This window comes from Lacrimispora amygdalina, assembly GCF_003432035.1.
In the GTDB taxonomy this organism is placed as follows: Bacteria; Bacillota; Clostridia; order Lachnospirales; family Lachnospiraceae; genus Lacrimispora; species Lacrimispora amygdalina.
In genome coordinates this window covers 19054-31569 of sequence record NZ_QOHO01000065.1, presented here as the reverse complement: position 1 = coordinate 31569, position 12516 = coordinate 19054, and the positions used below count along the sequence as shown (strand labels likewise).

Genomic DNA, 12516 nt, shown 5'->3' with positions numbered 1-12516 from the left:
AAAGTCTTACCTATTGTCATAGGCGGAAACGCTACTCTACTGCGCCTTGATCGGATATATCCACTATGAAGCCCCGATTGAGGAACAGAATTTCTCCACCCTGATTGAGTTCCTGAACGCTATGGAGGTGCGGGAAGATGATGAGGAGTTCCAGAACCCGGTGGATCTGATGTTTGAAGCACTGGAAAAGAAAAAGCCGAATCACTTTGCAGTCCGTCAGTATAAAAAGTACAAGTTAGCCGCCGGCAAGACCGCTAAGTCGATTTTGATTTCCTGCGGCGCTCGTCTGGCTCCTTTTGATATTCAGGAGGTCAGAGATGTGACTGCCTATGACGAGTTGCAGCTGGATACCCTCGGAGATAAGAAAACGGCGCTCTTTCTGATTATGTCAGATACGGATGCGACTTTTAATTTTTTGATCTCCATGATTTACACACAGCTGTTCAACTTGCTGTGTGAGAAAGCAGATGATGTGTACGGCGGCAGACTGCCGGTTCATGTTCGCTGCCTGATTGATGAGATGGCAAACATCGGTCAGATTCCCAATCTGGAAAAACTGGTAGCGACAATCCGAAGCCGTGAAATATCGGCTTGCCTTGTTCTCCAGGCACAATCACAGCTGAAAGCCATTTATAAAGACAATGCCGATACCATCATCGGCAACATGGATTCCCGAATTTTCCTGGGTGGTTCTGAGCCAACCACGCTCAAAGAACTGAACCAGGCATTGGGAAAAGAAACTATCGACACCTACAACACTTCCAATACCAGAGGCAACAGCCCGTCTTATGGGCAAAATTTTCAAAAGCTTGGGAAAGACCTTGCGAGCGTAGATGAGCTTGCGGTTTTGGATGGCAGCAAGTGTATTTTGCAGTTGCGTGGTGTCAGACCGTTTCTTTCTGACAAGTACGATCTGACGCAGCACCCCAATTATAAGTACACATCAGACTTTGATAAGAGAAATGAGTTCAACATTGAGCAGTTTCTGAGTCGAAGGTTGAAGCTCAAGGCAGGTGATGAGTTTGTGGTAGTCGATGCGGATTAAGGAGGTTTCTGTTTGGAAAATCTGAAAACGGTATCTGCCCTGGTTAAGAACATCTTGGAACACGACCAGAAGGCAAGAAATACCGACAATCATTTGTACCTAAAGGTACTGGAACACTATTCCGGTCTGCGTGGCATCGACATTCATGCCATGACGGTTCCTGTGTTTTTGAAGGAACTGGATAGACGCAGCTTTCCGGGGTTTGAAACTGTCCGCAGAAGCAGACAGAAAGTGCAGGCAACCTACCCTGACCTTGCTCCCAGTGAAGCCGTAGGCAAACGCAGAGCAAAAAATGAGGTTGTATATCGAGAATTTGCAGAAAGCGAGGTGTAAAAAATGACTTGGTGGATCACGGATACCTCTATTGGGCAGCGTTTGAAGTTCATTAGACGATTTCGCCGCCTTACCCAGAAAGAGCTTGGACTTCTGATGGGGTATTCCGAGAAAACAGCGGATGTCCGTATTGCTCAGTATGAGAAAAACGCTCGAACCCCTAATGCAGAAACCACAGCGAAATTCGCAGAGGTTCTGAAGGTTTCACCTGCTGTTTTTTCACCGACGATCTGTGCTTCTCGTGAAGATTTGTTGCAGTCAATGTATTGGCTGTTTCTTATGAAAGGTGGTGGTGATATATATGATTGTGAAACTGAATATGCAAGAAGCAGAATGGAACAGAAACTTGGCGTGATAACCGTCGAGGAGTTCCTTGAAAAGATTCTCGCAAACTAAGCCTTCCGTCCGGTTTTGATGCCGGTAGTACGGAGGGCTTTTTTTATTCTCAAAACAATTTCAAATTTTAGGAGGAAAATATTATGGCATTTTTCAATAGCGCAGTAACCGTTCTTCAGACTCTCGTTATCGCTCTGGGCGCAGGTCTTGGCATCTGGGGTGCAATCAATCTGCTTGAGGGCTACGGCAACGATAACCCCGGCGCAAAGTCCCAGGGCATGAAGCAGCTCATGGCTGGCGGCGGTGTTGCCCTCATCGGCACCACCCTTGTACCTCTGCTCTCCGGACTGTTCGGTTAATCACAAAACAAGGAGGTAATCGCCTTTGGACAGCATACTCCAACAGATCACAGACTGGCTGAAAGAAATGCTCGTTTCAGCCATTATGGGAAATCTGTCGGGGATGTTTGAGTCCGTCAACAACCAGGTTGGCGAGATAGCAACCTCCGTTGGCATGACCCCGGCGAATTTTTCGCCGGGTGTCTTTGCCATGGTACGAAACATCTCCGAGTCAGTGATTATCCCAATCGCAGGCTTGATTCTGACCTTCATTGCCTGTTATGAGCTAATTCAGATGATTATTGACCACAACAATCTGGCGAATTTTGAAACCTGGATCTTCTTCAAATGGGTGTTCAAGACTTTTGTTGCGGTCATGTTAATCACAAACACATTCAATATCACGATGGCTGTGTTCGATGTGGCACAGCACGTTATAAACGCAAGCGCCGGTATCATATCCGGAAATACTGCCATAGATGCTTCGGCATTGGAAACAATGGAAGAAACCCTGATGGCAATGGATTTGGGTCCTTTGCTCGGCTTGTTCCTGCAATCCTTTATCGTGCAGGTCACGATGTCCGCCTTGGCAATCATCATTTTTGTGATCGTCTACGGTCGAATGATTGAAATTTATCTGATGGTCAGCCTTGCACCGATTCCGCTTTCCACTTTTGGAAACAGAGAGCAGAGCAATATTGGACAGAATTATCTGCGTTCGCTGTTTGCAATCGGATTTCAGGGATTCCTGATTATGATCTGCGTAGGCATTTATGCGGTGCTGATTCAGTCTATCGCATTCAGTGATGACATCATCGGTTCTATCTGGGGCGTTATGGGCTACACCGTCCTTTTGTGCTTCACCTTGTTTAAGACCGGTTCGCTTGCGAAGGGTGTATTCAGCGCTCACTAAGGGAAGGAGGAAATTGTTTGGCAGCGTATATTCCCGTACCTCGTGACCTGACGAGGGTGAAAACAAAAGTGTTCTTTAATCTGACGAAACGGCAGTTACTTTGCTTTGGTGCGGCGGCGCTCATCGGAGTGCCGATTTTCTTTCTGGTCAAAGCAACCGGAAATGTGAGCCTTGCAGCACTGTCCATGATGATCGTCATGTTGCCGTTGTTTTTCCTGGCAATGTATGAAAAGGATGGACAGCCGTTGGAAGTGGTTGTAGAACACTTTATTCAGACTAAATTCGTTCGTCCCAAGGTTCGCCCTTATCAGACGGACAACTATTATGACGCTTTGATGCGTCAGTACAAACTGGAAAAGGAGGTTGAACGAATTGTTTTTCAAAAAGAAGCCGCAGGCAAGAAACATCAAAATGCCTGCAAATCTGAATCGGAAACAGCAGCGAGAAATTAAAGCTGTTGTGGAACGGGCAAAGAAAGACAATGGTATTCCGCAGACTGCACAGCAGTCCATTCCCTTTCAGAGAATGTTCCCGGATGGCATCTGTCGTGTCACTGACAGCTATTACACCAAGACGATTCAGTTTCAGGACATCAACTATCAGCTGGCACAGCAGGAAGATAAGACTGCCATCTTCGATGAGTGGTGCAGTTTCCTGAATTTCTTTGACAGTTCCATTCACTTTGAGCTTTCCTTTATGAACCTGAGTACCGATGCTGAGAGTTTTGAAAAGAGTATCCGCATCCCGTTCAAGAAGGACAGTTTCAATCCTGTCCGTGCCGAGTATAGCCAGATGCTGAAAAAGCAGTTGGCGCAGGGCAACAATGGCTTGACCAAAACCAAGTACCTGACATTCGGCATTGAAGCCGAATCCATGAGGCAGGCAAAGCCGAGACTCAACCATATCGAAAACGATCTGCTCAATAACTTTCGTCGTTTGGGTGTCATTGCAACCACCATGAACGGCAAAGAGCGGCTGCATCTGATGCACTCCATGTTCCACATGGGTGATAATGATAAGTTTTTCTTCGATTGGAAGTATCTTGTGGAATCCGGGCTGTCTGTAAAGGACTTCATTGCTCCGACGGCATTTGCCTTTAAGACCAACCGCACCTTCCAGATGGGCAGCATCTTCGGTTCGATGTCCTATCTGGCAATTACGGCATCAGACCTGTCTGACCGTATGCTGGCGGATTTTCTGGATATGGAATCCACGCAGATCGTGACCCTGCACATCCAGTCGGTTGACCAGACTGCGGCGATTAAGACCATCAAGAGAACCATCACCGAGCTTGACCGTTCCAAAATCGAGGAACAGAAAAAGGCTGTGCGTTCCGGCTATGACATGGATATTATCCCGTCTGACCTTGCTACCTATGGCAAAGATGCGAAGTCGCTTCTGAAAGAATTGCAGAGCCAGAACGAGCGAATGTTCATGGTGACATTTCTGGTGCTGAACACCGGGCGCACCGAGCAGGAACTGGAAAACAATGTGTTCCAGGCACAGAGCATCGCCCAGAAGCATAACTGCAACTTGCGCCGTTTGGATTTTCAGCAGGAATCCGGGCTGATGAGCAGCCTGCCTTTGGCACAAAACCTGATCGAGATTCGTCGTGGCCTGACTACCAGTTCCACGGCGATTTTTGTACCCTTCACAACGCAGGAGCTGTTCCAGAATGGTGGAGAAACGCTCTATTACGGGCTGAATGCCCTGTCGAACAACCTTATCATGGTGGACAGAAAGAAGCTCAAGAACCCCAACGGACTGATTCTGGGTACTCCCGGTTCCGGTAAATCCTTTTCCGCAAAGCGTGAAATCACCAATGCGTTCCTGGTTACGGATGACGATATTATCATCTGCGACCCCGAAGCGGAATATGCGGCTCTGGTTCACAAGTTCAATGGTCAGGTGGTAAAAATCAGCTCCTCCAGTACCAACTATATCAACCCTATGGACATCAACCTGAACTACTCTGAGGATGACAACCCGGTAGCACTGAAAGCTGATTTTATCCTGTCCCTCTGTGAGTTGATTATGGGCAGTAAGGATGGCTTGCAGCCTATCGAAAAGACGGTTATCGACCGTTGTGTGCATCAGATCTATCAGAGATATTTCGACAATCCTGCCCCTGAGAATATGCCGATCCTTGAGGATTTGTATGATGCCCTTCTGAAGCAGGACGAAAAGGAAGCTCACCATGTAGCGACCGCCTTGGAAATCTATGTTAAGGGTTCTCTGAAACTGTTTAACAACAGAACCAATGTGGATATTCAGAATCGTCTGGTGTGCTTCGACATTAAGGAGCTTGGCAATCAGCTGAAGAAAATCGGTATGCTGATTGTTCAGGATCAGGTCTGGGGGCGTGTAACCGCCAACCGTTCTGCCGGTAAATCGACCAGATATTATATTGACGAGTTCCATCTGCTTCTGAAGGAAGAACAGACGGCAACCTATTCCGTAGAAATCTGGAAGCGATTCCGTAAATGGGGCGGCTTGCCGACCGGTATTACCCAGAATGTCAAAGACCTGCTTCGTTCCCCGGAGATTGCCAACATCCTCGAAAACTCTGATTTCATCTATATGCTGAATCAGGCAAGCGATGACCGAAGTATTCTGGCGCAGCGGCTGAATATTTCGCCGCATCAGCTGTCCTATGTAACTAACTCCGGTGAGGGCGAAGGGCTTCTGTTCTATGGCAATGTGATTCTGCCATTCATTGACCGATTCCCGACCGATCTGGAACTGTATCGCATTATGACCACGAAGTTAAACGAGGTGGCACAGGAAAAGGAGGCGTAATGTATGGCGAAAAGACCTACACGACTCCGTTTTACCGAAGATGACCTTGCAGATTCTCATGTGAAGAAAGCTGCCGACCGTGCAGATAAGGCGGTTGATAAGGCTGAAAAAGCGGCAGACAAATTGGCTTCCAAAAAAGCAAAGCCGAAGCTGAAGCTGGAAACAGATGCAGCCGGTTCCCGTAAAGCAAAGCTCCGTTTTGAAAAAGCGGAGTTTACGGAAATCGAGCGCCCATCTGTGGCAAAGCACATGGCAAGCCGTGGTGCCGCAGTCACGCTCACATCCAAAGCACATCAGGCGGTGTCAGAATATGAGGATGATAATATCGGCGTTCAGGCTGTGCAGGAAACGACCAAGGCTGTTGAATCCACTGCTTATACCGTCGATCATGCCGTTTACAGCCACAAGCTGAAAGCCTACGACAAGGCAGAAAAGCTGGTTGAGAAGTCAGATAAAGCAAATGTAAATGCCCTGTATGAGAAGTTCAAAAAGGACAACCCCGATGCCGCTTCCAACCCGTTCTCCCGTTGGCAACAGAAAAGGGCAATCAAAAAGGAATATGCAGCGGCGAAGGCAGGCAAAGGAACAGCGAAAGAGACTGCCGCTAAAGCAACAAAGAAAGCAGCCCAAAGCACCAAAACGATTACAGAGAAAGCGATGGAGTTTTGCACCACACACTCTAAAACAATTCTGTTTGTTTTGATTGCTGGACTGCTTTTTATGATCCTCTCTGGGATGTTCTCGTCTTGTTCGGCTATGTTCCAAGGCGGCACACAGATCGTTCTGGGAACTTCTTTTACCGCAAAAGAGGAAGATATTATCGGTGTGGACAATGATTACAAGGCTTTGGAAGCTGCGCTCCGCAATGAAATCAATAATATCGAGCGTACTCATAGCGGATATGACGAGTACCGGTATGACCTTGATGAAATCAACCACAATCCTTATGAGCTGGCGGCGTATTTGACGGTGAAGTTTGAGGATTACACCCGTGAGGAAGTGCAAAGCACTCTGCGGTGGCTGTTCGATCAGCAGTATGAGCTGACCCTCACAGAAGTAGTAGAGATTCGTACACGAACAACATCTTCTACTGATCCTGAAACGGGAGAGACAACAACAGAGGAAGAAGATTACGAATATTATATTCTGAAAGTGAAGCTCAGAAATAAGGGCTTGAACAGTGTGATTTCAAATTCCGGATTGTCGGAAGATGATATGGAGCGATATAGAATTTTGCTTCAGACAAGGGGCAACAGACCGGATATTTTCGGAAATGACATTTACGCCACCCCTGGCGGCGAGTACACCGATTATGATATTCCGGGCGAAGCTCTGACGGACACACGATTTGCCAATATGATTCGTGAAGCCGAGAAGTATCTGGGATACCCGTATGTGTGGGGCGGCAGCAACCCGTCTACCTCCTTTGACTGCTCCGGGTTTGTTTCCTATGTAATCAATCACTGCGGCAACGGTTGGAGTGTTGGACGATTGACTGCAAACGGTTTGATGGGCGTATGCGATATTATTCCCAAAAGCTCTGCCAAGCCAGGAGATTTGATTTTCTTCCAAGGCACTTATGATACCTCCGGTGCATCACACGTTGGTATCTATGTTGGCAATGGTATGATGATCCACTGCGGGAACCCCATTTCTTATGCTTCTATCGAATCGAATTACTGGCAACAGCATTTTTACTGCTTCGGCAGAATCAGAAACTAAAGGAGGGATGGCGATTGAGTGCCAAGTTAGACAGAATCGGTGCAGACCTTGAAAAAGCCCGTAAGAAACGGGCAGAATGGGATGCTAAGGTGAAAGACCTGGAACGCAGATACCGTGAGGAGGAAAATTCCGAAATTCACGAAATGGTTCATGCTGCGAACCTGAATCCCGAACAGCTTTCCGAGCTGCTCCGTATGTTTGCAGCGGATATGGCTCCGAAGCCTGATACGATCAATACTATGAATGAGGAGGAACCGCAGAATGAGATTTAAGAGATTCAGTGCCATGTTGCTGGCACTTGCGATGTGCATGGGTGTGTTTTCGACAACGGTGTTTGCCTACTCCGATGAGAGTGCAACAACCACTACTACGGGAAAGGCGGAAACCGTGGAAACAGTCCCTGAGAAAACCGAAGATAAGACTTCCGAGGAAGTTCCCTACACCGTGACCGTCAATGAGGATGGCACGGTGGTTTTCTCTTTCAATGGTAAAGAATGGACTTACGGTGCAGAGGAATCCGAGGATAATAACATGGGAACTGGCAAGGTGGTAACGAGCGGTTCCCGTTTGAATGTGCGTACCGGTGCAGGCATGAATTATGAAATCATCGACCAGCTCCGCCCCGGCGAGGAAGTTGTGGTAGTCGGTGTTGAGGGTGACTGGTATCAGATCACTGTACCTGAAAAGAACGGTTATGTTCACAGCGACTATCTGGAACTGATTGAAAAAGCCGAGCAGAACAGCGAAATGGATATGGCGCTGCTTATGATGTTTATGAGTGCGTTCATGCAGAACACGGACACAAGCGAACCTGCCCTTACTCCTGACGGCAATCTGACTCTGGTTGACGATGTTGGTTCACCTACGAAAAGTGGAAAGCAATTCATTACTGCCGTTACCAAAAACGGAAACTATTTCTATATCATCATTGACCGTGATGATAAGGGCGAGGAAACCGTGCATTTTCTGAATCAGGTAGATGAAGCCGACCTGCTCAAGCTGATGGACGAGGAGGAAGTTGCAGAGTTCACCAAGCCGGTTGAGGAAACAAAGCCGGAAGTAGTTGAAACAGTTCCTGAAATTACAGAACCGGCACCGGAGGAAAAGCCGAAATCTAAGAATATGCTCCCAGCGATTCTTACTCTGATTGTGCTTGCCTGTGGTGGTGGATTCTTCGTATTTAAGAAAGTTCAGGAAAAGAAGAAGGAACAGGAAGCGGCAAAGCCTGACCCGGATGCTGATTATGTGGACGATGACGAGGACTATGGATACGATCCGGAGTTTGAGAACGATGATGCAGATAGCTCCGCCGATGAAGATGATAATGAGCCTGTGTAAGCAGGATAGGCTTGATGCCTGTGGCAACCTTCGGGTTGCCTTTACATATAGAAGTAGTTTTTCAAAAACCGATGTGATATAATTTGTAGCATAAACGAAAAGACAAATCGGAAGTTGTGGAGGTAAAATATAGATGAATCAAGGTAGAATTATTGTAATCACAGGTGCGCCGGGGACAGGAAAAACTACAACGGCATCTGCTGTTGCAAAAGAATCAGATTTGGAAAAGTCTGTGCATATGCACACAGATGACTTTTATCATTATTTGAGTAAAGGGGCAATACCACCGCATTTGCCAGAATCAAATGAGCAAAATTTGATTGTCATTGAAGCGTTTTTAGAAGCTGCGAAGCGATATGCTCGTGGTGGATATGATGTAATTGTAGATGGTATTGTAGGACCGTGGTTTTTAGAGCCGTGGCTAAACATTGTTCAAGAGCATTATGAAGTACACTATATCGTTCTAAGGGCAAGTAAAGAAGAAACTATGAAGCGAGCTATCGAACGCTCAAAGTTAGACAGAGAAACAAATATTGAATTAGTTGAAACAATGTGGAAGCAATTTTCCAATTTAGGAATCTATGAATTAAATGTTATAGATACAACTACGCATTCAATCAAAGATACTGTTTCAGCAGTAAAAGAAAAAATAGTAAGCGGTACGGCTTTACTATTTTAGACAATTCCAGCTTGTCGAACTGAATCAATTTTACATAGCAGTCATGCACTACGGTGTGTGGCTGCTTATTTTTTGCGAAAGGAGCAGATGCAAATGAAATTAGTTTTGGCTGAAAAGCCCTCGGTTGCACAGAGCATTGCCAAAGTGTTAGGTGCTGCCAAGCGTGAGGATGGCTACTTAGAGGGAAACGGATATGTGGTCAGTTGGTGTGTGGGGCATTTGGTGGAGCTGGCACAACCGGAAGCCTATGATGCGAAGTACAGCAAATGGGCTTATGCAGACCTGCCTATCTTCCCGATGGACTGGCTGTATGAGGTTTCTGCCGGTACGAAAAAACAGTTTGGGATTCTGAAAAAGCTCATGGCCAGAGAAGATGTTGCGAGTCTTGTGTGTGCAACAGATGCCGGTCGTGAGGGCGAGCTGATCTTTCGATTGGTGTACCATAAAGCCGGGTGCAGAAAGCCGTTTGAGCGGCTTTGGATTTCCTCGATGGAAGATGTAGCAATCAAGGCGGGCTTTGAAAATCTCAGGTCTGGAACTGAATATGATGCTTTGTATGAAGCAGCACTGTGTCGAGAGCGAGCCGACTGGATTGTTGGCATTAACGCTACTCGACTTTTTTCGACCCTTTACGGGCAGACTCTGAATGTCGGTCGTGTTATGACCCCTACCCTTGCTATGGCTGTCATGCGGGAAGCTGCCATTTCTGCATTCAAGCCCGAACCGTTCTACACAGTTCAGATTGGATTGAATGGTTTTACGGCTGCAAGCGAACGATTCAAAACCGAGGAAGCAGCGGAAGCTGTCAGACAAGGCTGTTCGGTGGCAATCGTTCAGAAAGCTGAATGTAGGGAGAAAACAGAAAAGCCGCCTGCGCTCTATGACCTGACCAGTTTACAGAGAGAAGCCAACCGTGTGCTTGGTTACACGGCACAGCAAACCTTGGACTACACCCAGAACCTCTACGAAAAGAAACTGGTCACTTATCCCCGTACCGACAGCAGATTCCTGACGGAAGATATGGCACACAGCCTGCCCGACCTCGTAAAGTTGGCTTTCCACACATTCCCCGTGGAGGATGTGGATAACATACCCGTTCATGCAGAGCAGGTTGTGAATAACAAAAAGGTCACAGATCACCATGCCATCATTCCGACCAGAGAATTGCGAAAATGCAATCTGAGCGAACTTCCCAAGGGTGAACTTGCAATTTTGCAACTGATTTCCAATCGGCTGTGTGTTGCAGTGGGAGATCCACACCGATACGCAGAGACAGTCATTGAACTGGACTGCGGCGGCACAGCGTTCTCCGCAAAGGGCAAAACCATCGTGCAGAACGGATGGAAGGCTTTGATTCAGAAGGGTTCTTCGACAAAAAACGACGAAAACGTGCAGGCACTCCCTTCTGTTTCCGTCGGTGACGAAATGATTGTCAGCGGCACGGAAATCAAGGAAGGGAAAACTTCTCCCCCAAAACACTTTACCGAGGATACGCTACTTTCTGCAATGGAAACTGCCGGTGCGGACGAAATGCCTGATGAGGTGGAGCGCAAAGGTTTGGGAACTCCTGCGACCCGTGCCGGTATCATTGAGAAGCTGGTTCGTATCGGTTTTCTGGAGCGTAAAGGCGATAAGAAAACAAAACACCTGATTCCGACTCACAAGGGTACGGCTCTGGTAACGGTCATGCCGGAACAGATTCAGTCCCCATCTATGACGGCGGATTGGGAAGAAAAATTGTTGCTCATTGAAAAAGGCGAATATGCCAGCGAGGATTTTATGGACGAGATCAAAGATGTGATTGCCGGTTTGATTCAGAACTATGAAGTGATCCGTGATTCCGAGGTTCTGATGTCGAAAGAAGCCAATTCTATCGGTAAATGCCCACTCTGCGGCAGTGCTGTAGAGGACAAGTCCAAGGGATACTTCTGTTCTAATCGAGGGTGCAGGTTTGCCCTTTGGAAAAACAATCGTTACTTTGCGAGTATCGGCAAGAGCATGACTTCTGCCACGGCGCAGAAACTGCTCGGTTCCGGCAAGGTAAAGCTCAAGAATTGCAAGTCTGAAAGGACAGGCAACACCTTTGATGCCACCGTCTTTATGGAGGTATCGGAAGATGGCAAAACGAAGTTCAGTATGGAATTTGAAAATGGAGGAAAGCGCAAATGACAAATGAGTACAACCCGGATGGTAAGGAAATCCGATTTATCGACAGCCACTATAAGGACTTGTTCCGTATTCCTGACGGTGGCTGCATCCAGATTCACTATCCCGATGAGACCGTCGTAAAGCCTTGTACATTCATCGACGAGTACCACACACAGATTGGATACAATGTGTTTCATATCTGCCAGTTTGCAGAGATTATGGAGCGCAACGGTGCAAGCTATATGGCGGAGCCTGAAATTATGGGCGATGAAGCCGCATGGAAGGTTGGAAGGGACAGAATCCTTGCGGTACAGACCTGCGAAGATGGTTACGACTACACCCTATTAGATGAAAACTACAACGAGATTGATGGCGGTCAGGTCGATAACCCTGAACTGTCCATGATCGAAGTCCGCCAGGATATTCTGGAATCCTTTGGATTGGAGCGCCGGGAGCTGCGGGCGATGTTCTATGAGGATGTCATGGAGCAGGCTTTTGAAGTCGGCAGACAGGCGGTGGTGGTCAATGACCCTATCGCAGAGCTTGCTTTTAAGCTCGACCGTTTTGCAGAGAACTTCGACCCCTATGAATATATGGATCAGGTCGATGATGTGCAGGCGCATATCCAAGAAATCAAGGCGGATCTTGCCGCTGGTAATACGGCTCCGTATCGTGAGTTTCTGAATACAGCCATTGCAGAATCCCGTGAGGAAACTGCGGTTGAGGTTGCCAAAGTGCTGAAAAGTCAGCTGGATAAGATCGACTCTCCGAAGCATGGGTCGGTCATGGAAAAACTGGCACAGGCCGCAGAAAAAACTGCGCCTGCCAGTCCCTCCCCCAAACGCAAAGAACCTGAACGATAAGG

12 protein-coding genes and 1 pseudogene are annotated in these 12516 nt (G+C 47.4%); all 13 read left to right on the top strand.

Annotated features, from left to right (window positions below):
- Positions 1-22: 22 nt before the first annotated feature.
- Positions 23-1045 (top strand): annotated as a pseudogene (locus tag DS742_RS19580) (VirD4-like conjugal transfer protein, CD1115 family); the annotation flags it as partial.
- A gap of 12 nt (positions 1046-1057) precedes the next feature.
- Complete coding sequence (locus tag DS742_RS19575; protein ID WP_117418654.1) at positions 1058-1378, top strand: hypothetical protein; 321 nt, start codon at positions 1058-1060, stop codon at positions 1376-1378.
- A gap of 3 nt (positions 1379-1381) precedes the next feature.
- Positions 1382-1774 carry a helix-turn-helix domain-containing protein gene (locus tag DS742_RS19570; RefSeq protein ID WP_117418653.1) on the top strand — a complete coding sequence of 131 codons (393 nt, stop codon included), beginning with the start codon at positions 1382-1384 and terminating at the stop codon, positions 1772-1774.
- A gap of 83 nt (positions 1775-1857) precedes the next feature.
- Positions 1858-2073 carry a Maff2 family mobile element protein gene (locus DS742_RS19565; protein WP_002576404.1) on the top strand — a complete coding sequence of 72 codons (216 nt, stop codon included), beginning with the start codon at positions 1858-1860 and terminating at the stop codon, positions 2071-2073.
- 25 nt (positions 2074-2098) lie between these two features.
- Positions 2099-2965, top strand: a complete 867-nt coding sequence (locus DS742_RS19560) for a VirB6/TrbL-like conjugal transfer protein, CD1112 family (protein WP_002578954.1) — start codon at positions 2099-2101, stop codon at positions 2963-2965.
- Positions 2966-2982: 17 nt separating this feature from the next.
- Entirely contained in the window at positions 2983-3417 is a 435-nt protein-coding gene (locus tag DS742_RS19555; RefSeq protein WP_044943914.1) for a PrgI family protein, read from the top strand.
- Positions 3377-5764 (top strand): VirB4-like conjugal transfer ATPase, CD1110 family, encoded by a 2388-nt coding sequence (locus DS742_RS19550; RefSeq protein WP_117418655.1) that lies wholly within the window; start codon positions 3377-3379, stop codon positions 5762-5764. Before DS742_RS19555 ends, DS742_RS19550 begins: the two co-directional genes overlap by 41 nt.
- Positions 5765-5767: 3 nt before the next feature.
- The gene (locus tag DS742_RS19545) at positions 5768-7486 is read left to right on the top strand and encodes a C40 family peptidase (protein ID WP_117418652.1); all 1719 of its coding nucleotides are present in this window, start codon (positions 5768-5770) and stop codon (positions 7484-7486) included.
- Between the two features lie 14 nt (positions 7487-7500).
- Positions 7501-7758: a DUF4315 family protein gene (locus DS742_RS19540; RefSeq protein WP_117418651.1), complete on the top strand. Its 258-nt coding sequence runs from the start codon at positions 7501-7503 to the stop codon at positions 7756-7758.
- A complete protein-coding gene (locus DS742_RS19535; protein ID WP_117418650.1) occupies positions 7748-8824 on the top strand; it encodes a CD1107 family mobile element protein in 1077 nt (358 codons plus the stop codon). The genes DS742_RS19540 and DS742_RS19535 overlap by 11 nt, the downstream gene beginning before the upstream one ends.
- A 133-nt stretch (positions 8825-8957) precedes the next feature.
- Complete coding sequence (locus tag DS742_RS19530) at positions 8958-9503, top strand: P-loop nucleotide/nucleoside kinase family protein (RefSeq protein WP_039121379.1); 546 nt, start codon at positions 8958-8960, stop codon at positions 9501-9503.
- A gap of 93 nt (positions 9504-9596) precedes the next feature.
- A complete protein-coding gene (locus DS742_RS19525; protein WP_117418649.1) occupies positions 9597-11672 on the top strand; it encodes a type IA DNA topoisomerase in 2076 nt (691 codons plus the stop codon).
- A complete protein-coding gene (locus DS742_RS19520) occupies positions 11669-12514 on the top strand; it encodes an LPD16 domain-containing protein (RefSeq protein ID WP_117418648.1) in 846 nt (281 codons plus the stop codon). The genes DS742_RS19525 and DS742_RS19520 overlap by 4 nt, the downstream gene beginning before the upstream one ends.
- Positions 12515-12516: the final 2 nt, after the last annotated feature.